This window comes from Massilia frigida, assembly GCF_011682175.1.
In the GTDB taxonomy this organism is placed as follows: Bacteria; Pseudomonadota; Gammaproteobacteria; order Burkholderiales; family Burkholderiaceae_D; genus Telluria_A; species Telluria_A frigida.
This window is the reverse complement of record NZ_WHJG01000001.1, coordinates 452,398-473,662: the sequence shown is the minus strand read 5'-3', so window position 1 is coordinate 473,662 and position 21,265 is coordinate 452,398. Positions and strand designations below refer to the sequence as shown.

Genomic DNA, 21,265 nt, shown 5'->3' with positions numbered 1-21,265 from the left:
TGCGTCCCGGAGAATTGGTAGTCAAGTGGTTTTAGTGGGTTAACTAAAATGAAATACCAGTTTGATGGACGAAAGAAACTCTCGCTCAGGCAAGGTATGTACTTATCGAGGATGCATATACGGGGAGCGCATAGCGAAATGTGGAAGCTGAGAAAGGCGGGATGACAGAGAGATATCAAATTGTACACAATATGTACAATACCGCTTTAATACCCGTTTAGATTGGTATTAGAGGCGCCGCGAGCGGTCGCGGCGCTTTTTTCGTGCGCGACACGCATTGCTGGCGTATCAGCGTGGCTTGAGGTCTTCCGCGCGGATTGCCCATAGCCCAGGCAAGTTGCGCCAGTAGCCATACACATCCATGCCAAAACCGACCACGAACTTGTCGGGAATGGACAGGCCGATGATATCGGCTTTGATGGGTTTGCTGCGTTTGATGGCCTTGTCGGCGAACACGGCAATGACGACTTCGGCCGCGCCCATGTCGAGCAGGCGCTGCTTGACGTGGGCCAGGGTTTCGCCCTCGTCGAGGATGTCGTCGAGCACGATGATGATACGGCCGGCCACGCTCGGACGCGGGATCACTTTCCACACGACGTTGCCGCCCTGGTCGTCGTCGCCGTAGCGGCTGACGTGGATGTAGTCGAATTCGAGAGGGAAGCGCAGTTGCGGGAGCAGGCAGCCGGTGAACACCACCGCGCCGCCCATCACGCCGAGCACGAGGGGGAAGGCGTCATTGTCGGGCTGGTCAAAGCGCGAGTTGAGCTTGTCGGCAACTTGGCGCACGGCGGCCTGGACGGCGGCGGCGTCGAAAATTTCCTCCGCATTGTCGAGAAGGGCGCGTGCACGTTCAGCGTGGAATTCTTGCATGGTGATTAGCTCATAAAGGACACCAGGCAATTATCCTGCAAAGTGCACTGCACAATGGGGATCGTTGGATTTGTGCGACAAGAGGCGCCTCGTCGTTCCCGCGCCAAGGCGGCACTCGGCGGGAACGCATGGGTTCCCCCCAAGTTTGTTGATACGCCGTTAGCTGCAGCACGAACTCGGGTTCCCGCCGAGTGCCGCCTTGGCGCGGGAAGTCGTTTCTGGCAGTGCCAGGAGCGACGGCGAGGTGGCGGCAGGAATCACGAAATGTGGCTTACATGACCATTCAGCTGTAATCCCGCAAATCCTCAATCACCTTCCCATCATCGGCCAAGGTCCCCGGCGACTCGAACCTGACCTCCCCACGCAGCTTGGTCACCTCGCGAATCGACTCCACAATCGCCGCCGCCTGCTGCGCGTCCGGCGCGTTCGCGACCTCGCAGTGCAAGGTCATCACGTCATTGGCCATCCTGCCGGTCACCACCAACCGCGCCTTCAAGATCCCCGGATGGCGCCGCACGATATTATTCACCTGCGACGGATGCACGAACATCGCGCGCACCTTGGTGGTCTGGTCGGCCCGTCCCAGCCAGCCGCGAATCCTGCTGTTGGTGCGTCCGCAGCGCGACGGCTCCGTGTCCACCAGTAGCGCCGACATATCCCCCGTCGCAAACCGGATCAGCGGATAGTCCGCATTAAACAAGGTCACCACGATCTCGCCGATATCGCCCGGCGCCACCGGCTCGCCACTGCCGGGCCGCACGATTTCGAGCACCACATCCTCATCGAGCACCATGCCCGGATTGAGCACCCCGCCGGTCGCCGTTTCGTACGCCATGCTGCCGATATCGGCCGACGCATAGGTCTGGAACACATGCGGCACGCCATTCTCGCGAAACCACGTGCGCAAGGACTCCGGCAGCGCCTCCGCGCCCATCAGCGCGCGCTGCATGCTGCTGATATCGGCCCCCATCTCGCGCGCTTTCTCGATGATGATGCGCAGGAAGGACGGCGTGCCCACGTACGTATCCGGACGCAGGTCGGCAATCGCCTGCACCTGCATCTCGGTCTGGCCGGCACCGGCCGGAATCACCGCGCAGCCGATGCGCGCCGCGCCGCCTTCCACCATGAAGGCGGCCGGCGTGAAATGATACGAAAAACAGTTCTGCAGCAGCCCGCCCGGCCGCACGCCGGCCGCGTACATCGGCCGCGCAAAGCGCCACCAGTCCTCGCCGCGCCCTTCCGGATCGAAGATCGGCCCCGGCGACACGTACACCCGCGACAATCCACCCACCGGCGTCACCGTCAGCCCGCCGAACGGCATCGAGGCCTTCTGCAGCGCTTTCAGGTCGGCCTTGCGCGTGATCGGCAGCGATGCCAGCGCGGCGCGGCTGTTGATAGTAGCGCCGTCCACGCCCGCCAGGATGCGCGCCCAGCCCGGCGCGCTGCGGGCGCGCTCGATCAGTTGCGGCAGGCGCGCCATCAGGTCGCGCTCGCGCTCCTGCGGGTCGCGCGTCTCCAACGCATCGAGCGTGTCGAGGATGTCGAGCGTGTCCACCTTCATGCTTGTTCTCCGATCTGGCGTTGCAGCTTGCGGGTCAGTTTGGCGAAAATCAGTTCGTAGGCGCGCCGCAGCAGCGCTGCGGCTTGCGCGTCGCTGAGCGCCTTCGCGTTCTCCACGTACACCCACTTCGCCCGCGCCAGGTAAGGCGCGGGAATGATGCCGGGGCGGTCGGTCAGCTCCAGGAAGCGGTCGTCCTCCACCTTGAAGCAGATACCCCTGGCCGGCACCGCGTAATCCGACATCGCAAACATCTTCTCGCCCACCGAATACACCGCCCGCGTTTCCCACTTGCGGTCTTCAGTCGCGCCGGGGAAGGTGCGGCAGAGGGCTTTTGCGGCTTCAAAATCCATGATGATCCTTCAAGCCAGCCAGCGTTTGCGGCGGCGGTAAAATTTCATGTCCCGAAAACTCTTGCGCTCCGCGCCAGCGACGCCGAGGTAGAACTCCTTGACGTCTTCATTGCTGGCCAGTTCCTTGGCCTCGCCTTCCATCACCACACGCCCGTTTTCGAGGATGTAGCCAAAGTCGGCGTAGCGCAGCGCCACCGTGGTGTTCTGCTCGGCCAGCAGGAACGACACGCCTTCCTTCTGGTTCAGGTCCTTGACGATGTCGAAGATCTCTTCGACGATCTGCGGCGCGATGCCCATCGACGGTTCGTCGAGCAAAATCATCGACGGCTTGGCCATCAATGCGCGTCCGATTGCGCACATCTGCTGTTCGCCGCCCGATGTGTAGCCGGCCTGGCTACCGCGCCGCTCTTTCAGGCGCGGAAAATACTGGTACACCGCTTCCAGCGCCGCTTTCAGTTCCGCGCGCGAGATATTGCGCGTGTAGGCGCCGGTCAGCAGGTTTTCTTCGATGGTCAGGTGGCCGAAACAGTGGCGCCCTTCCATCACCTGCGACAGGCCGCGCTTGACCAGCTCATTCGGGGTCAGATGGTCGACCCGTTCGCCCTTGAACTGCACCTCGCCCTTGGTCACGTCGCCACGTTCGCCGCGCAGCAGGGTCGAGATGGTTTTCAGGGTGGTCGATTTGCCGGCCCCGTTGGCGCCCAGCAGGGCCACGATCTTGCCCTTCGGGACTTGCAGCGACACGCCTTTCAACACCAGGATCACATGGTCGTAAATGACCTCGATGTTATTGACCGACAGGTAAGGCTGGCTGGCAGTGATGGTGGTCATAGGCTCTTCGCGCGGTATAAAAATCCCTCGCGCCGCTGCTCTGGCGCGAGGGCAAGGGAACGGTTACTTCCTGCCCTTACTTCAGGCAGGTGGGCGTGATCTTCTTCTCGGCCGCGTAGGCGTTCGATGATTCCTCGACCAGCTTGCGCGTGAAGGCCTTGTCGCCCACCACCCAGTTCGGCGTGATCGCGATCCACTTCTTGCCGTCCCACTGCTGGACCTTGACCGCGCCCGACCCCTCGTGGTCGTCGCAGCTGGTTTTCACGGTCGGGAACATGCCGAAGGCGCCCAGCGCTTTCTGGCGTGCTTCATCGACGTTCAGGTTTTCCAGGCCCCAGCGAATCTGCTCGCCGGTCATGGTCTTGCCCTTGCCGAATTTGTCCTGCGCCACGCGGATCGCCTCCACCCACAAGATGCCGGCGGTCAGGCCGCGCATGTGGTACACCGAGCCGATACGCGCCTGGTCGGCCAGGTTGCCCTTGCCGGATGCGTAGACCTTCTTGCGGATCTCGTCGACCAGCGGATAGTTACCCGGCGTGTTGAAGGTCATCGAGGTGTAGCCCTTGGCCGCATCGCCCGACGGAATCGTGTCTTCTTCGGAACCTGCCCACCACACGCCCAGCATCTTCTCGCGCGGGAAACCGTTGCGCTGCGCGGTCTTGATGGCGACTGAATTCATCACGCCCCAGCCCCACAGGATCACGTGGTCCGGCTTGGCCTGGCGGATCTGCAGCCACTGCGACTGCTGCTCGCTGCCCGGCGGCGCCACCGCGATCTTGATCAACTCGAAGCCGTACTGCTTGGCCTGCGCTTCCAGCACCGGCAGCGGTTCCTTGCCGAAGGCCGAATCGTGGTACAGGTGAACGATTTTTTTGCCTTTCAGCTTGTCGTAGCCGCCGTTCTTGTCGGCCAGGTACTTGATCATCGCCGCGGCCTGGTTCCAGTAGCTGGTAATGAGCGGGAACACGTACGGGAAGACCTTGCCGTTGGCCGCGTCCGAGCGGCCGTAGCCGAGGGTCGTCATCGGGATCTTGTCCTGCACCAGGCGATCGAGCACGCCGTAGGCAATGCCGGTCGACAGCGGTTCGACCATGCTGGCGCCGCCGTTCTTGGTTTTCAGCCGTTCGTAGCACTCGATGCCGCGCGACGGGTTGTATTCGGTCTCGCATTCTTCCCACTGGATTTTTACGCCATTGACGCCGCCGTTGGCGTTGACCAGGTTGAAGTAATCGATGGCGCCGCCGTAAAAGCCGGAGCCGCCGGCCGCGTACGGGCCGACGCGGTACGAAGGCAGCGCGATGAACTGGTCGGCCGCCTGCACTTGATTGAATGCGCCGATCAGGGTGGCGCACAGCAGCAGGTTCTTGAATACAGGGTTCTTCATCTTATGTTTTACGTGATTCATTGTGGTCTCCGGAAGAATGCGTTAGTGCGGGAACGGCCAAAGCCGCAGTTTTTCTTTACCTACTTGCCACAGGCGCGCAAGGCCATGCGGCTCCACGATCAGAAAAAAGATAATCAGCGCGCCGAACACCATCAACTCCAGGTTCGACGCCACCGAGGTTGGCAGCGACAGGCTGTGCGCCAGGATGTTCAAAAATACCGGCAGCAGCACGATGAAGGCCGCGCCGAGGAAGGAACCGAGCACCGAGCCGACCCCGCCGATGATGATCATGAACAGGATGCGGAACGACAGATCGAGGTTGTACGCCTCCGGTTCGACCGTGCCCAGGTAAGCGTAGGCGTACAGCGCGCCGGCCACGCCGCAGTAGAACGAGCTGACCGCAAACGCCAGCAGCTTGGTGCGCATCGGGCGAAAGCCGATGACTTCGGCCGCCACGTCCATGTCGCGCACCGCCATCCACGAGCGGCCCACGTTCGAGCGGATCATGTTCTTGGCCAGCAGCGCCATGAGCGCCACGATTCCCAGCACCAGCACGTACTTGCTGGCCGGCGTATCGAACTGGTAGCCGAAGATGACGATTTTCTGCGCCGTGATCACGCCCGAGCTGCTGTAATTGGTCAGGTAGGGGATCTTGGTCAGGCACCAGACCACGAAGAACTGGGTCGCCAGGGTCGACGCGGCCAGGTAAAAGCCGCGGATGCGCAGCGATGGCAGGCCGAAGGCGATGCCCACCATGGCCGCGCACAAGCCGCCCAGCACGAAGGCGAGCAGCATCGGAATGCCGGGCAGGCGCGCGATGAAGTTAAACGAGGCGAACGCGCCCACCGCCATGAAGGCGGCGGTGCCGAGCGAGAGCTGGCCGCAATAGCCGGTGAGGATGTTCAGGCCCAGCGCGGCCAGCGAAAAGATCAGGAACGGAATCAGGATCGCCGACAGCATGTAGGGCGAGGCGAACACCGGCACGATGGCGAGTGCCAGCAACAGCAGGCCGGCCAGCGCGATGCGGTCCTGGCGGATCGGGAAGATCTGCCCGTCCGACTCGTAGGTGGTCTTGAATTGTCCGGCTTCACGGTAAAACATATCAGATTCTCCGGATGATTTTTTCGCCGAACAAGCCTTCCGGCCGCACCAGCAGGAACAGCAGGGCCAGCACGTACGGGAACCAGCCCTCGATGCCGCCGCCGACCATCGGGCCGATGTAGACCTCGGCCAGCTTTTCGGAGGCGCCGATGATCAGGCCACCGACGATGGCGCCCGGGACCGAGGTAAAGCCGCCCAGGATCAGCACCGGCAGCGCCTTGAGTGCGATGAAGGTCAGTGCGAACTGCACGCCGTTGCGCGCGCCCCACAACAGGCCCGCCACCAGCGCGACCAGTCCGGCCACGGCCCACACCACGGCCCAGATCTGCTGCAGCGGGATGCCGACGGCAAGTGCGGCCTGATGGTCGTCGGCGACGGCGCGCAGGGCGCGGCCGACTTTGGTTTTCGAGAACAGCAGCGCGAGCGCGGTGACCAGCACCGCGCAGATGCCGGCGGCGGTGACGTCGAACTGGGAGACGATGATGTTGTAGTTATCGAGCAGGAAGGGAATCGGCACGTCCTCGATCGGCAGGTCCAGCTTGTGCACCTGCGAGCCCCACAGCAGCTGGGCCAGGCCTTCGATGAAGAACGCCAGGCCGATGGTGGCCATGAAGAGGGTGATTTCGGGCTGGTTGACCAAAGGGCGCAGGACGATCCGTTCGATGGCCAGGCCGAGTGCGATCATGACCACGATGGTGAGCGGGATGGCGAGCCAGATCGAGACGCCGAATTTGTCGATGATGCCGACGCAGGTGAGGGCGGCGAAGAACACCATCGCGCCCTGGGCGAAGTTGAATACGCCGGAGGCTTTGTAGATCAGGACGAAACCAATCGCCACCAGCGCGTACATGACGCCGGAGAGCAGGCCGCCGATCAGGACTTCAAAGAAAAAATTCATGGTACTACCTTCAATCTGTCCGTAAACCGGTCTAACTCGCGGAAGCTCTTTCCGCCACTTACCTTAAAACCGTCGTTCCCGCGCCAAGGCGCGGGGGCGACGGGAAGGCTTGCGGTGTAAGGCGGCTTCAATGCGCCACCCCCAAATACGCATTAATCACATCCTGATTGCTGCGCACCTCATCCGGCGTCCCATCCCCGATCTTCTTGCCGTAATCGAGCACCACCACGCGGTCCGAAATATCCATCACCACGCCCATGTCATGCTCGATCAGCACGATGGTGGTCCCGAACTGGTCGTTCACATCCAGGATGAAGCGGCACATGTCCTGCTTCTCCTCCACGTTCATCCCCGCCATCGGTTCATCGAGCAGCAAGATATCCGGTTCCGCCGCCAGCGCCCGTCCCAGCTCCACGCGCTTTTGCAGCCCGTACGGCAGCCGCCCCACCGGCGTCTTGCGGATCGCCTGGATCTCCAGGAAATCGATGATCTCCTCCGCCTTTTCGCGGTGCGCCATTTCCTCGCGCCGCGCCGGACCCCAGTACAGGGCCTGCATCAGGAAATTCGACTTCATCTTCAGGTTCCGGCCCGTCATGATGTTGTCCAGTACCGTCATCCCCTTGAACAGCGCGATGTTCTGGAAGGTGCGCGCAATGCCCGCCTTGGCCGCGCTGTAGCAGTCCATGTTCTTGCGGTGCTCCCCGCGCAGCACGATCTCGCCCTGCTGCGGGCGGTACACGCCATTGATCACGTTCAGCATCGAGCTTTTTCCCGCGCCATTCGGCCCGATAATCGCGCGAATTTCGTGCCGCCTGACGTTGAAGGAGATGTCGGTCAGCGCCTTGACCCCGCCGAACGACAGCGAGATGTTGTTCAGGTCAAGGATCACCGGTCCGATCTTGCGCGCCGGTCCCTTCGTCCCTGGTTCATTGTCCGCTGGTTCCTTGAGTTCATTCATGTTCATCGCAACGCGCTCCTCACGCAGCCTTTTCCATGGCGGGATAGGTGGTGGCCCCGCAGATGCGCAAATCGGCGCTGGCCAATCCCACGCGGCCATCTTCAAACTTGACCTGGGTGCTGATGAACTGACTGGCCTTGTCGGTGTACAGCGCGTCGATCAGCACCGCGTATTTGTCGGCGATGAATTTGCGCCGCACCTTGCGCGTGCGCGTCAGTTCATCGTCGTCGGGATCTAGCTCCTTGTGCAAGATCAGGAAGCGGTGAATCTGGGTCGCGCCCATCAGCGCTTCGCCGGCCAGGTCGGCGTTGACCTTCTCCACGCAGTCGCGAATCAGGTCGTAGGTGGTACCGTGCGCGGCCAGGTCGGTGTAGCCGGCGTAGGCGATATTGCGCCGCTCGGCCCAGTTGCCGACCGCTTCCATGTCGATATTGATGAAGGCGCACACCTGGCTGCGCGCGTTGCCGAAAGCGACCGCTTCCTTGATAAACGGGAAAAACTTGAGCTTGTTCTCGATGTAGTTGGGCGCGAAGATCGCGCCGCAGTTCATCTTGCCCACGTCGGCCGCGCGGTCGATGATTTTCAGGTGGCCTTCGCTGTCGAACATGCCGGCGTCGCCCGTGTGGAAGTAGCCGTCGGCGTCGATCACTTCGGCGGTCGCATCGTCGCGCTTGAAGTAGCCCGCCATGGTCGCTGCCGACTTGACCAGCACCTCGCCGCTGGCGGCGATACGCACCTCGACGCCGGGTGCGGGCAAGCCCACGCTGTCGAACTTGATGTTCCCGTCAGGTTGCAGGCACACATAGGCGCAGGTTTCGGTGGAGCCGTACAGCTGCTTGAGATTGACGCCGATCGAGCGGTAGAAGCGGAACAGGTCCGGCCCGATCGCCGCGCCGGCGGTGTAGGCCACGCGCACGCGCGACAGCCCAAGCACGTTCTTGAGCGGCCCGTACACCAGCAGGTGGCCGAGCGCATACGCCGCGCGATCAAGGGCCGGCACCGGTTTGCCGTCCAGGATATCGGCGCCGCAGCGTTTGGCCACCGCCATGAAGTGGTGGAACATCCTGCGCTTGACCGAGCCCGCGTCTTCCATCCGGATCATGACGGTGGTGAGCATGTTCTCGAACACGCGCGGCGGCGCAAAGTAGTACGTCGGGCCGATCTCGCGCAGGTCGGTCAGCACCGTGTCGCCCGACTCCGGGCAATTCACCGTGAAGCCGGCCACCATCGCCTGCGCCAGCGAGAACAGGCAGTCGCCCACCCACGCCATGGGCAGGTAGGACAGGATGTCTTCGCGGTCGGTCAGCTTGTCGAAGCCCACTCCGCCCACGCCGGCCGCCATCAGCGCGGCATGCGACTGGCATACGCCCTTCGGTTTGCCGGTGGTGCCGGAGGTGTACAGGATGATTGCAATGTCGCTGCCGCTACCGGCGGCAACCGCCGCGTCGAACGCGCCGGGATGGGCCTGGTCCCATGCGCGGCCCAGTGCCTGGAGCGCGGCGAAGGAGTTCAGGCCGGCCTGCTTGTAGTGGCGCATGCCGCGTTCGTCGTCGAAAGCGATGTGGCGCACCTGCGGGCACATCGCTTGCAGTTCGAGCAGCTTGTCGACCTGCTCCTGGTCTTCGACGATGGCAAAGCCGATCCCGGCGTCGTTCAGGACGTAGGCCATGTCGGCCGCTGGCGCATCCTGGTACAGCGGCACCGGCACCCCGCCCAGGCATTGCGCGGCCAGCATGGCCCAGTACAGGCGCGGGCGGTTGTCGCCGATGATGGCCAGGTTCATCCCGCGCGTGAAACCGAGCGACGCCAGGCCGCAGGCCAGGGCGCGCACCTCGGCGTTCACCTCCAGCCAGCTCCAGGTCTGCCAGATGCCCAAGTGCTTTTCACGGAAGGCGGGGCGCTGCGGGCGAGTCTGGGCGTGCGCCAGCAAGCGCCGCGGGAAAGTCTGCAATTGCGAGCCATCGGATGTCGTCACCAGCGTCCCCTTTTGTTTGTCCGGCCCCTCCCGCGAGTGCAAATGCGGGGGTGGCGCGCTTTTTGTGTGATGATATTAGCTCGCGTTGGCCGGGCAGGTTGTCTTTTGGATGACAATTGCCCCTCAAATTCGCGATTTTCGATGTTGCGGCGCACAATGACAAACCAGACACAGACACTAATAGATCACCTGCGCTCGACCATATGGGCTCGCACCCTCACCAGCGCCGAGATGATCCGGGTCGAAGCCGACTGCTTCGAGCAATTCGTGCCCAAGGGCGGCTTTGTATGCCGCAAGGGTGAGGCGCTGGACAACTGGGTCGGCATCATCGACGGCCTGGTCAAGATCAACAATTTTTCGCCATCCGGTAAAAACGTGACTTTCGCCGGCGTGCCCACCGGCGGCTGGTTCGGCGAAGGCTCGCTGCTCAAGGACCAGACCCGCAAATACGATGTGATGGCGCTGCGCGACACGCGCGTGGCGCGCATGCCGCGCGACACCTTCGAGTGGCTGCTGGAAGTGAGCCTGCCGTTCACGCGCTTTCTGCTGATGCAGCTCAACGAGCGCCTCGGCCAGTTCATCGGCCTGGTCGAAAACGACCGCATGCTCGATATCGATACCCGCGTGGCGCGCTGCCTGGCCGCCATGTTCAACTCGCATTTGTATCCGGGACTGGAAAAGCTGGTGCAGATTTCGCAGGAAGAAATCGGCTACCTGTCGGGCGCTTCGCGCCAGCGCGCCAACCAGGCCTTGCAACTGCTGGAAAAGGAAGGGCTGGTGCGCCTCGACTACGGCGGCATCCGGGTGCTCGACCTGGAAGGGCTGCGCCACTTCCAGGCATGATGCGCGGACGCACGCATGCACACGCCCGGCGCCCCGGCCGGGTGCGATAGAGGTATCATAAGACACAATGACATCACCCGATTCAACGCTGCCCATGCCCACCACCACCGCGCGCGACCAGCGCCTCGCGCAGCTGCGCGCCGCCATGCTGCGCGCGCACGTCGACGCCTGCATCATCCCTTCATCCGATCCGCACCTGTCCGAATACCTGCCCGGCCGCTGGCAGGGGCGCGAATGGCTGACCGGTTTCACCGGCTCGGTCGGCACCTTCATCGCCACGGGCGACTTCGCAGGCTGCTGGACCGATGCCCGCTACTGGACCCAGGCCGCGACCGAACTGGCCGGCAGCAGCGTGCAGCTGATGAAAATCCCGTCCGGCGCCAGCCTGCTGCACATCGACTGGCTGGCCGCCAACCTGGCCCCGGGCCAGACGGTGGCGGTGGATGCGCGCGTGCTCGGCCTGTCCACGGCGCGCCTGCTGGCGGATGCCTTGAAAGCGCGCGGCGTCAATCTGCGCACCGATATCGACCTGCTCGACACGGTCTGGAGCGAGCGCCCGGCGCTGCCACCGGCCCCGGTATTCGAGCACGCCGCGCCGTTCGCGTCGACCAGCCGCGCCGGCAAGCTGGCCGCCACCCGCGCCGCCATGGCAAAACTGGGCGCCGGGCACCACTTCATCTCCACCCTCGACGACATCGCCTGGCTGTTCAACCTGCGCGGCGCCGACGTGAGCTACAACCCGGTGTTCCTGGCGCATGCGCTGGTGGCACCCGATGGCGCGACCCTGTTCGTGGCCGAAGCCAAGGTCCCGGCCGAACTGCGCGCACGCCTGCTGCTTGACGGCGTGACCCTTGCTCCCTATGCCGACGCCGCCGGCGCGCTGGCCGTGCTGCCCGTCGATGCCGCGCTGCTGATCGATCCGCGCCGCATCACGGCCGGCATGCGCGACGCCATCGCGCCCGCTGTGAAGGTGATCGAAGCGATCAACCCGAGCACGTTCGCCAAATCGAAAAAATCCGTCTTTGAAGCCGCCCACGTGCGCGCCACCATGGAGCAGGACGGCGCGGCCCTGTGCGAATTCTTCGCCTGGCTGGAAGCCGAACTGGCCAACCCGGTACGCGCCCCGCTCACTGAAGTGGCCATCGACCGCCACATCACGGCCGCGCGCGCGCGCCGCCCCGGCTTTGTCAGCCCCAGTTTCGGCACCATCGCCGGCTTCAACGCCAACGGCGCCGTCATCCACTACCGCGCCAGCGACGCCGCGCATGCCGTCATCGAAGGCGACGGCCTGCTGCTGATCGACTCCGGCGGCCAGTACCTGGGCGGCACCACCGACATCACGCGCGTGGTGCCGGTGGGCGCCACCAGCGAAGCGCAGCGCAGCGACTTCACGCTGGTGCTCAAGGGCGTGATCGCACTGTCGTCGGCGCGCTTCCCGCGCGGCACCCGCTCGCCGATGCTCGATGCGCTGGCGCGCGCTCCGATCTGGGCGGCCGGCATCGATTACGGCCACGGCACCGGCCACGGCGTCGGCTTCTTCCTGAATATGCACGAGGGACCGCAGTCGATTTCCGCCAGCGCCATGCCGGAGCCGCACACCGCCATGGAAGAGGGCATGATCACTTCCGTCGAACCGGGCATCTACCGGCCCGGCCGCTGGGGCATCCGGATCGAGAACCTGGTGCTGAACGTCGCGCTTGATGCCACCGAATTTGGCGACTGGCTGCGCTTCGAGACCTTGACCCTGTGCCCGATCGACACGCGCTGCCTGCACCTGCCGCTGCTGCGCGCCGACGAAATCGCCTGGATCAACGACTACCATGCCACCGTGCGCGCGCGCCTGGCGCCGCATGTGAGCGGCGCGGCCGCCGCCTGGCTTGACCAACGCACACAGGAGATTTGATGTCGACCGCACGTTCAACCCGGGCCAGCGCTGCCGTCGACCGCCTCAAGGCTCGCAGCGGGAACCCCGGCTACTCGATGGCCCGCACCGGCGAAGGCCTGTTCTTCCTGTCGGAAGCGCCGGGCGAGCCGCCCCTGTGCGCCCCGCTCGACCTCGACGATTTCGTCGCCTTTGTCAACAAGCTCGGACCGCAAGTGGCGCGGCGCGTCAGCAAGCTCGATGTCGCCTTTGAAAAGCAACTGGTGAAGAAAAAGCCAGCATCCTAGATCCGACCAAGGAAACCGCATGCCCACCAAGGATCTGCTCTCGGCCTACTGGTCGCAACCCGAAATCGCCACCAACGGCCTGATTCTGCTTAATCTGCTGGGGGCCCTGATACTCGGGCTGCTGGTCGGCTACGAGCGCTCGTACCACGGGCGCGCCGCCGGCATGCGCACCTATGGCCTGGTGTGCATGGCCTCGGCCGCGCTGACCATCGTCGGCGGCTATCCGGGCTTCTGGTTCGGCGGCCATGGCTCCTCGCTGCTGGCTGCGGTCGACCCCACGCGCGTCATCCAGGGCATCGTCACCGGCATCGGCTTTTTGGGCGCGGGCGTCATCATGCGCGAAGGCTTCAACATCAGCGGCCTGACCACCGCCGCCTCGATCTGGACCTCGTCGGTGATCGGCATCCTGGTCGGCGTCGGGTTTTACCTGGCGGCCATGGGGCTGGCCTTTTTTTCGGCGATGATCATGATCTACCTGTCCAAGGTCGAAGCCTGGCTGCCCTCGCGCCATGCGGTGGCGGTGATGATGCGTTTCAAGCCCGACTTCGTGCCGCGCGAGGATGCGCTGCGCCGCATCGCGTTCGCGCGCGGCTATGCGATCGCCGGCGGCTCGCTCACCATCGGCAGCGATAACAGCATGCAGGAATGGCGCTTCGTGGCACTGGCGCTGTCCAAGAAAAGCGGCGCGCCGCTGTCCGACCTGGCGGCCGAACTGGCGCAGTTCAACGGCATCGACAGTTTTCAAATCTCCCACGCCCGCAATTAAGGAGTGCTCATGACGGCACAAGACATACTCGATTTCTGGTTCCTCCCGGCGCACCATCCGGACCACGGCAAGGCGCGCGACGTCTGGTTCCGCAAGAGCGACGCTTTTGATGCCGAGGTGGCCGAGCGCTTCGGCCCCCTGCTCGAACACGCGCTTGCCGGCGGCCTGCGCGATTGGGACGACGAAGGAGCGCAGGGCGCGCTGGCGCGCATCGTGCTGCTCGACCAGCTCACGCGCAACGCCTGGCGCGGCCAGCCGGCCTCGTTTTCGGGCGACGCGCTGGCGCTGGCGGCGGCGCTGCGCCTGGTCGACAGCGGCGCCGATCAAACGCTGACCCCCTTGCAGCGCTGGTTCGTCTACATGCCGTTCGAACACGCCGAGGACGCGCGCATGCAGGAGCGCGCGGTCTTGCTGTTCGCCGGCCTGGCGCAGTACGGCGGGGCGTTCGAGGGTGCGCTCGATTACGCGCACCGCCATCGCGGCGTGATCGCGCGTTTCGGCCGCTTCCCGCACCGCAATGCGATCCTGGGACGCGCCTCGACGCTTGACGAAATCGACTACCTCAAGCAGCCGGGGTCGGGCTTCTAGGTGGCGCGCACGCTCAACATCATCGGCGCCGGCCATGTGGGACGGGTGCTGGGGCGCCTGTTCGGCGCGCGCGGCAGCTTTGCCGTGCAGGACGTGCTGACGCGCTCGCACGCCAGTGCGCTTGACGCCGTCGGTTTCATCGGCGCCGGGCGCGCGGTGGCCGACCTGGCATCCATGCGGCCGGCCGATGTGTGGATGCTGGCCGTCGGCGACGACCAGATCGGCGCCGTGTGCACGCAACTGGCGGGCGCGCAGGCGCTCGCCGGCGCCATCGTGTTTCACTGCAGCGGCGCCAAGTCGTCGGCGGAGCTGGTGGCGGCCACCGAAGCCGGGGCGCTGGCGGCATCCGTGCATCCGATCCGCAGCTTTGCCGATCCGGCGCTGGTGGCGCGCGGCTTCGACGGCACCTTTTGCGGGACCGAGGGCAACGCTGGCGCGCTGGCCGTGCTCACGCCGGCGCTGGCGGCGATCGGCGCGCAGCCGGTGGCTATCGACGCCGCAGCCAAGACGGTGTATCACGCGGCCTCGGTGTTCGCCTCGAATTATCTGGTGACGGTGCTCGACGCCGCGTTGCGCGCCTACCAGGCGGCAGGCGTGCCCGAGCCGGTGGCGCGCGCCATGGCGCAGCCGCTGGCGTCGGAAAGCATGGCCAATGTGTTCCGCCTGGGCGCGGCGGCGGCGCTGAGCGGGCCGATTGCGCGCGGCGACATGGACACGGTGGCGCGCCAGCAGGCGGCGCTGGGCGCGTGGGACGGGCCGACCGGCGCCTTGTACGCGGCGCTGGTGGCGCCGACGCAAGACCTGGCGCGGCGCAAAACGCGCAAAGTTTCTTAACCGGGGTCAGACCCCGCTTGGGAAACCAGGGCCGCCGCTTATGCAACGCGGCTGATGCATTAATGCGAAAAGATGCAACCATGCATCGACAAACGCAAAAAATCGCAATAAGCTAGACCGTTACGGTGATCTTGCGGGAGGCTTGCCAAAACGGCAGGGTTCTTCATGCCGCTGCTTACGTCGACGAGGGAGACCAGCATGCTATTTTTGAAAAGTACGTCTGTGACAAAGGCGCCCGGCATTTATGAAGTCGATATCGCCGCCAAGCCCCCCGGCAAGACCTTCGGCGTTTTTCTCGCAACCGACCCCGACAATCCACCGAATTCGATCCTCGCCGGCCTCGCCGAGCTGGGCTTCCAGAATACCCATAGCGAGGCCTACACCCACAAGGATCGCGGCAAGGTACTCGACCTGCACTTTCAAAAAGATGGCACCGACATCTTCAAGGGCTGGAAAACCGAAGAGTGCGAGGCCAATCTGAAAGCCATCGAGAGCCTGTTCGGCAACGTCGGCATCACCGTCGCGCCGCGCGTGATGTCGCTGGCCGAAGCCTATTCCTGAGCCATCGCCGCCGTAGCCTTATCCCGTGACCTCGATGTGATACAGGGCGCACGGGCAGGCGCCGAAGCGTTCCGCCACCGGCCTGGCGGCCATGTCCGGGAATGCATCCGCATCGTACACGGCCCACAAGGGTCCCAGTCCGCCCAGCGCCATCGGCTTGCCGTCGAGATGGGTGGCGACGATGAAGCGCTGCGCGCGCGCCTGCGCCACCGGCAGCGCGACCGCATAGCCGTCCACGGCGCGCAGCAGCAGCTTGCCATCGTCGCGCAGGCGGGTGCCGCTCGCCGCCACCACGTCCAGCAGTAGCGGGCCACGCAGCGCATGCGGCTTGCCGTCGTATTCCAGGGTGGGGCGGATGGCGACCGCCGGCAGGGCCAGCAGCGCGCCGAAGTCGAGGCTGAAGGCCTTGTCGAAGCTGATCTTTTGCTTGTGCATCATCTGGTCGCGCACCGGGTCGAACGGGCCGCGGTTGCTGCGCGCCAGCGCGCCGGTGAGGGTCAGCAGGGCCGGTCCCGGCGCCAGCCTGGCGGGCGCTGCCGAAGCGAGGGCGGGAAGGGCGGCCGCGCTCACGGCGGCGCCCAGGAAATGGCGTTTATTCATGCGAGAATACCTCGTCTGGCGTGTCATCCTGCCATCATATCGCCATCCCGCCCCTCATGGACCTGTTTCAACAAAACCAGTTAAGCCCTTTTCCGCTCGACGATGGCACGGTCGCGGTGCTGCCGCAGCTGCCTTTTCACTTGAGTAACGCCGAGGTGCTGGCCCGCCTGATCGCCGAGACCGACTGGCGCGCCGAATCGGTCATCCTGTGGGGCAAGCAGCATCTCCAGCCGCGCCTGACCGCCTGGCATGGCGAGGCGGCCTATACCTATTCCGGCCTGCGCCTGGAACCGCTGCCCTTCACGCCGCTGCAGCTGGCGCTGAAACAAGCGGTCGAGGCCGCCTGCGGGCAGCGCTTCAACAGCGTGCTGCTCAATTTCTATCGCAACGAACGCGACAGCATGGGCATGCACAGCGATGACGAAGCCGAGCTCGGCCCGCAGCCAGTCATCGCCTCGCTCAGTTTCGGAGCCGAAAGAACCTTCATCCTGCGCCACAAACAGACGAAACAGACACTTAAGCTAGTCTTAAAAGACGGTACTTTACTAGTGATGTCTGGCAATACACAAAAGCACTGGCTGCATGGAATTAACAAGTCGACGCGTCCCATCGGCCCGCGCGTGAACCTAACTTTTCGCTTCCTCTTTTAATTTACACATAAATGAGTGCATTTATAAAATACATATAGCTGAACATGTAGTCAGTTATTTCAGTTGGGCGCATTTTCATGCGTTACATCTCCTTACAAGTCTTACGGAATGCCACTTCATGCGCCGATTCGGTAATGCTATCTTGGTTACCTCGCAATTCATTGGGAATTGCGGAACAGACTGTTTTACACAAAGGATTCCGCATGAAAAAGCTCATTTTTGCATTGATCGCTGGCGTCACCGCGATGACCGCTGCCCAGGCGCAAAGCCCGGCCCCCTACATTGGTCTGGGCGTCGCATCGTCCGATCACAGCTTCAAAATTGGCGGTAGCGAATTCGATGGCGACGGCTACAAGCCATCGCTGAAAGTGTTCGGCGGCCTCGATATCACCCCGATGTGGGGCGTGGAAGCCGGTTATACCGACCTGCGCAAGGCTGAATTCAGCTACAAGATCGGCAATGATCGTTTTACCGGCAGCACCGACGGCAAACGCGCTTATGTCGCCGGCAAAGCCACCATGCCTGTGAACGAGATGTTCTCGGTCTACGGCAAGCTGGGTGTCGGTTACAGCAAGGTGGACAGCACTCCGTCCAACCGGAACTTCAAGGAAAGCGATACCGGCGTGTATGCGGGCGTTGGCGCCCAGTACAACATCAACAAACAGGTCGCCCTGACGCTTGAATACGAGCGCTACGGCAAGAGCAAGGACTTCGGTGCCAAGGCAGACGCCATCACCGTCGGTGCTCGTTACAGCTTCTGATCCAGCGCCCGGCTTGTGCGTCTGACGCACAGCCCGGGCCGCTCCTGACAGAAGGGCAGACCGGAACAGGCACGGCGCCTTCCAGTGTGTGCAGCAAGCGCCCCCTCCGCTTGCTGTATCCACCGGGAGGCGCTTTGTCTGTTGACGGGCCGGATTACGCCCATTTCTCAGTACGCCACCATCCCGGCCGCGACGAAGCGGTGCACCGATGACCATTGCCACTCTTGCGGTGCGCCGCACAGGCCGTGGCGCAAGGGATTGTGGTGGATATAGTCGACCAGGCCGGCATACTCGTCGGCCGCGACCGGATGCTGCTGGTAGTGCGGTTCCCAGATGATCTCGGTGCCGCGCGTCGCGCGCGATTTGCTCAGGGATTTGGAGAATGCAATCTTGACGGCGCGCCAGCGCGCGGCGCAATCCTCGTCGCCGAGCGGCAAGGTCCAGATGGCGTGCGCATGGTCGGGCAGGGCAACCCAGGCATCGACATGAAACGGTTTGCGGCTGCGCGCCTGGCGGATGGCCTCGCCGAAGGCGGCGATATGCTCGGTCAGTAAAGTGCTGCCGCGCTCGGACAGGCGGACCGTGAAGAAGTAACTGTGCCCGGCGACCCGGTTGGCGCGATAGTCATTCATCTGTCCAGTGTGCCGGGCTCGGCGTGCTTGGTGGTCGATTAGCGCAAAAATGAGGGACTTCTGAAACGCTCTGTGCTGCAAAAAAGCCTTGCGCCATCGCGCGCCGTGCTGGCGCGCGATGGGACAGGTGTTACACCGTCAGCGGCTTGTAGCGGATCCGCTTCGGCTTGGCGCCTTCTTCGCCCAGGCGTTTCTTCTTGTCGGCTTCGTATTCCTGATAGTTACCGTCGAAGAAAGTGACTTGCGAGTTGCCTTCGAACGCCAGGATGTGGGTCGCGATGCGGTCCAGGAACCAGCGATCGTGGGAAATGACCATGACGCTGCCGGCAAATTCCAGCAAGGCATCTTCCAGCGCGCGCAGGGTTTCCACGTCCAGATCGTTGGACGGTTCATCGAGCAGCAGGACGTTGCCGCCTTGCAGCAAGGTCTTGGCCAGGTGCAGACGGCCGCGTTCCCCACCCGACAGGTTGCCGACGATCTTTTGCTGGTCCGAACCCTTGAAGTTGAAGCGGCCCAGGTAGGCGCGCGACGGCATGTCGAAACGGCCCACGGTGAGCGTGTCGGCGCCGCCGGCCACGTCGTCGAACACGGTCTTGGTATTGGCCAGGTCGTCACGGTTCTGGTCGACGATGGACACGCGCGCGGTCTGGCCGATGGCCACTTCGCCGCTGTCGGGCTGCTCTTTGCCGGTGATCATCTTGAACAGGGTCGACTTGCCGGCGCCGTTCGGGCCGATGATGCCGACGATGGCGCCCGGCGGCACGATGAACGAGAGGTTCTCGATCAGCATGCGGTCGCCGAAGGACTTCGACACGTTCTTGAATTCGATCACGTCATTGCCCAGGCGCTCGGCCACGGGAATGAAGATCTCGGACGTCTCGTTGCGCTTCTGGTATTCGTGTTCGGACAGCTCGTTAAAGCGCGCCAGGCGGGCCTTGCTCTTGGCCTGGCGGCCTTTCGGATTCTGGCGCACCCATTCGAGTTCCTTGGCGATGGTTTTCTGGCGCGAGGACTCGGTCGCTTCTTCCTGCTTGAGGCGGTTGCTCTTTTGCTCCAGCCATGAGCTGTAGTTGCCTTTCCACGGAATCCCGTGGCCGCGGTCGAGTTCGAGAATCCATTCGGCAGCGTTGTCGAGGAAGTAGCGATCGTGGGTGATGCCGACCACGGTGCCCGGGAAGCGCAGCAGGAATTGTTCGAGCCAGTCGACCGATTCGGCATCCAGGTGATTGGTTGGTTCGTCGAGCAGCAGCATGTCGGGTTTCGACAGCAGCAGGCGGCACAGCGCCACGCGGCGCTTTTCGCCACCCGACAGGATGCCGATCTTGGCGTCCCACGGCGGCAGGCGCAGCGCGTCGGCGGCCATTTCCAGCTGCAGGTTCAGGTTGCCGCCGTCGGAGGTCGAGATGATCGCTTCCAGGCGCGCCTGTTCGGTCGCCAGCGCGTCGAAGTCGGCATCTTCGTCGGCATACGCCGCGTACACCGCTTCCAGCTTGCCTTGCGCCTCGAACACTTCGCCCAGGCCCGATTCGACCACCTGGCGCACCGTCTGCTCGGGATCGAGCACAGGTTCCTGCGGCAGGTAGCCGATGTTCAGGCCCGGCATCGGCACGGCTTCACCCTGGATGTCGGTATCGATGCCCGCCATGATTTTCAGCAAGGTCGACTTGCCGGAGCCGTTCAGGCCCAGCACGCCGATCTTGGCGCCGGGGAAGAACGACAGGGAAATATCCTTGAGGATCTGGCGTTTGGGCGGGACGATTTTGCCCACGCGATTCATGGTATAGACGTAATTGGCCATTGAGTTTCTTGAAATGGGGACGGAAGGTCAACAGGATACAATAAGTCGCCCCCGGATTGGTCCTTTCCTGCGCCGGCCCGCAAGGCGTGCGCGGGATCGCCGTCCAATTTATGCATGGTGCAAGTATTCTTGCTTGCAGGTGTCGGATTTTTTTACACTTGCATACATGTCTCAATACAATGTTTCTTCAAGTCATTGATTTTGTGCATCTTTTATTTCAGATATGAAAATTGCTTAATTATCGGGCAGTACGCTCCGATAACAACAAATTTCCAACTCTCACCTGAAAAGACACCAACGATGACATTTCCTTTGATCCGCAGCGTGATGTCGGCCGCAGCTCTCATTTTGGCCACCAGCTCGGCACATGCACTGGTGGTAAGCAACACCACCAACGCAACGACCCTGGCCACTGCCCTGGGCGGCACCGGCGTGAGCATCACCAACGCCAGCCTGGCCAGCGCCACCTCGGCCGCCAGCGGCACCTTCACCGACGGCGGCAACATCGGTTTCGGCCAGGGCGTGCTGCTGACCACCGGCCGCACCGCTTGCGCGGTCGGCGGCAGTAACGGCGGCAGCTGCTCCGGCGACGGCACCACCACCTCGCTGAAATTCAATTTCACCAGCACCACCGGCAATGTGTTCTTCAACTATGTCTTCGCTTCCGAGGAATACAACGAATTCGTCGGCACCGAGTTCAACGATCTGTTCGAACTCAAGCTCAACGGCGTGAACATTGCCCTGGTTCCGGGCGCGAACGGCGTGGTGTCGATCAATAACGTGAACAACAAATTCAACTCCGCTTCTACCGCGACAATGCCAGCCAGACCGTCGACACCGGCTACGATGGCTTGACCACGGTCCTGACCGCCAAGGCGTTCGGCCTGGTTGGCGTGAACACCTTCGAATTCCTGATCCAGGACCGCGGCGATGCCAACCTCGATTCGGGCGTCTTCATCCAGGGCGGCACCTTCGCCGCCGATCCGGTCGGCGTGCCTGAACCAGGCAGCCTGGCGCTGCTGGGCCTGGGCCTGGCCGCCCTGGCTGTTGCCAAGCGCAAAAAAGCAGCGTAAGCACGATGCTGGAATAAAAAATAGCGGCCCTGGGCCGCTATTTTTTTGTCCGCTCGGCGCCT

21 protein-coding genes and 1 pseudogene are annotated in these 21,265 nt (G+C 63.4%); 10 read left to right on the top strand and 12 right to left on the bottom strand.

All coding sequences use genetic code 11. The features are described from left to right. Positions 1-288: 288 nt before the first annotated feature. The 9 genes from F2P44_RS02185 to F2P44_RS02145 all read right to left on the bottom strand — a co-directional run bounded on the left by F2P44_RS02185 (position 289) and on the right by F2P44_RS02145 (position 9,931). Positions 289-870, bottom strand: coding sequence for a hypoxanthine-guanine phosphoribosyltransferase (locus F2P44_RS02185; protein WP_167084581.1), 582 nt, complete (start codon positions 868-870; stop codon positions 289-291). Between the two features lie 283 nt (positions 871-1,153). After that, entirely contained in the window at positions 1,154-2,431 is a 1,278-nt protein-coding gene (locus F2P44_RS02180) for a phenylacetate--CoA ligase family protein (RefSeq protein ID WP_167084579.1), read from the bottom strand. Continuing rightward, positions 2,428-2,781, bottom strand: coding sequence for an MmcQ/YjbR family DNA-binding protein (locus tag F2P44_RS02175; protein WP_167084577.1), 354 nt, complete (start codon positions 2,779-2,781; stop codon positions 2,428-2,430). Before F2P44_RS02175 ends, F2P44_RS02180 begins: the two co-directional genes overlap by 4 nt. Before the next feature lie 9 nt (positions 2,782-2,790). Then, complete coding sequence (locus tag F2P44_RS02170) at positions 2,791-3,612, bottom strand: ABC transporter ATP-binding protein (RefSeq protein ID WP_167084575.1); 822 nt, start codon at positions 3,610-3,612, stop codon at positions 2,791-2,793. 76 nt (positions 3,613-3,688) lie between these two features. Beyond that, complete coding sequence (locus F2P44_RS02165) at positions 3,689-5,017, bottom strand: ABC transporter substrate-binding protein (RefSeq protein ID WP_229423321.1); 1,329 nt, start codon at positions 5,015-5,017, stop codon at positions 3,689-3,691. Between the two features lie 21 nt (positions 5,018-5,038). Continuing rightward, the gene (locus tag F2P44_RS02160) at positions 5,039-6,097 is read right to left on the bottom strand and encodes a branched-chain amino acid ABC transporter permease (protein WP_167084573.1); all 1,059 of its coding nucleotides are present in this window, start codon (positions 6,095-6,097) and stop codon (positions 5,039-5,041) included. Position 6,098: 1 nt separating this feature from the next. Continuing rightward, a complete protein-coding gene (locus tag F2P44_RS02155) occupies positions 6,099-6,995 on the bottom strand; it encodes a branched-chain amino acid ABC transporter permease (protein WP_167084571.1) in 897 nt (298 codons plus the stop codon). 127 nt (positions 6,996-7,122) lie between these two features. Beyond that, complete coding sequence (locus tag F2P44_RS02150) at positions 7,123-7,953, bottom strand: ABC transporter ATP-binding protein (RefSeq protein WP_223164984.1); 831 nt, start codon at positions 7,951-7,953, stop codon at positions 7,123-7,125. A gap of 19 nt (positions 7,954-7,972) precedes the next feature. Next, positions 7,973-9,931, bottom strand: coding sequence for an AMP-dependent synthetase/ligase (locus tag F2P44_RS02145; RefSeq protein ID WP_370662624.1), 1,959 nt, complete (start codon positions 9,929-9,931; stop codon positions 7,973-7,975). Between the two features lie 153 nt (positions 9,932-10,084). Here F2P44_RS02145 and F2P44_RS02140 point away from each other — a divergent pair, with 153 nt between their 5' ends. The 7 genes from F2P44_RS02140 (at position 10,085) to F2P44_RS02110 (ending at position 15,689) form a co-directional block, all read left to right on the top strand. After that, positions 10,085-10,771 carry a Crp/Fnr family transcriptional regulator gene (locus F2P44_RS02140; RefSeq protein WP_167084565.1) on the top strand — a complete coding sequence of 229 codons (687 nt, stop codon included), beginning with the start codon at positions 10,085-10,087 and terminating at the stop codon, positions 10,769-10,771. Positions 10,772-10,838: 67 nt separating this feature from the next. Next, a complete protein-coding gene (locus F2P44_RS02135) occupies positions 10,839-12,674 on the top strand; it encodes an aminopeptidase P family protein (RefSeq protein ID WP_229423320.1) in 1,836 nt (611 codons plus the stop codon). After that, on the top strand, positions 12,674-12,940 hold the full coding sequence (locus tag F2P44_RS02130) for a hypothetical protein (RefSeq protein ID WP_167084563.1): 267 nt from the start codon (positions 12,674-12,676) through the stop codon (positions 12,938-12,940). Before F2P44_RS02135 ends, F2P44_RS02130 begins: the two co-directional genes overlap by 1 nt. Before the next feature lie 19 nt (positions 12,941-12,959). Next, positions 12,960-13,706: an MgtC/SapB family protein gene (locus F2P44_RS02125; RefSeq protein ID WP_167084561.1), complete on the top strand. Its 747-nt coding sequence runs from the start codon at positions 12,960-12,962 to the stop codon at positions 13,704-13,706. A 9-nt stretch (positions 13,707-13,715) separates the two neighbouring features. Further along, positions 13,716-14,294 (top strand): DUF924 family protein, encoded by a 579-nt coding sequence (locus F2P44_RS02120; protein ID WP_167084559.1) that lies wholly within the window; start codon positions 13,716-13,718, stop codon positions 14,292-14,294. Then, positions 14,295-15,128: a Rossmann-like and DUF2520 domain-containing protein gene (locus F2P44_RS02115; RefSeq protein WP_167084557.1), complete on the top strand. Its 834-nt coding sequence runs from the start codon at positions 14,295-14,297 to the stop codon at positions 15,126-15,128. A gap of 222 nt (positions 15,129-15,350) precedes the next feature. Next, positions 15,351-15,689, top strand: a complete 339-nt coding sequence (locus F2P44_RS02110; RefSeq protein ID WP_370662622.1) for a hypothetical protein — start codon at positions 15,351-15,353, stop codon at positions 15,687-15,689. Positions 15,690-15,707: 18 nt separating this feature from the next. On the opposite strand, the gene F2P44_RS02105 is transcribed toward F2P44_RS02110, so the two are convergent. Continuing rightward, a complete protein-coding gene (locus tag F2P44_RS02105) occupies positions 15,708-16,289 on the bottom strand; it encodes a putative pterin-binding protein (RefSeq protein ID WP_167084553.1) in 582 nt (193 codons plus the stop codon). Positions 16,290-16,345: 56 nt separating this feature from the next. On the opposite strand from F2P44_RS02105, the gene F2P44_RS02100 reads away from it, so the two are divergent. Continuing rightward, on the top strand, positions 16,346-16,939 hold the full coding sequence (locus F2P44_RS02100) for an alpha-ketoglutarate-dependent dioxygenase AlkB family protein (protein ID WP_167084551.1): 594 nt from the start codon (positions 16,346-16,348) through the stop codon (positions 16,937-16,939). A 203-nt stretch (positions 16,940-17,142) separates the two neighbouring features. Next, positions 17,143-17,700, top strand: coding sequence for a porin family protein (locus tag F2P44_RS02095; RefSeq protein ID WP_167084549.1), 558 nt, complete (start codon positions 17,143-17,145; stop codon positions 17,698-17,700). A gap of 167 nt (positions 17,701-17,867) precedes the next feature. On the opposite strand, the gene F2P44_RS02090 is transcribed toward F2P44_RS02095, so the two are convergent. Beyond that, entirely contained in the window at positions 17,868-18,332 is a 465-nt protein-coding gene (locus tag F2P44_RS02090) for an REP-associated tyrosine transposase (protein WP_167084548.1), read from the bottom strand. A 130-nt stretch (positions 18,333-18,462) separates the two neighbouring features. Then, entirely contained in the window at positions 18,463-20,130 is a 1,668-nt protein-coding gene (ettA, locus tag F2P44_RS02085; protein WP_054265535.1) for an energy-dependent translational throttle protein EttA, read from the bottom strand. Between the two features lie 300 nt (positions 20,131-20,430). Between ettA and F2P44_RS02080 the strand changes: the two are divergent. Further along, positions 20,431-21,203: pseudogene (locus tag F2P44_RS02080) on the top strand (choice-of-anchor L domain-containing protein). Positions 21,204-21,265: the final 62 nt, after the last annotated feature.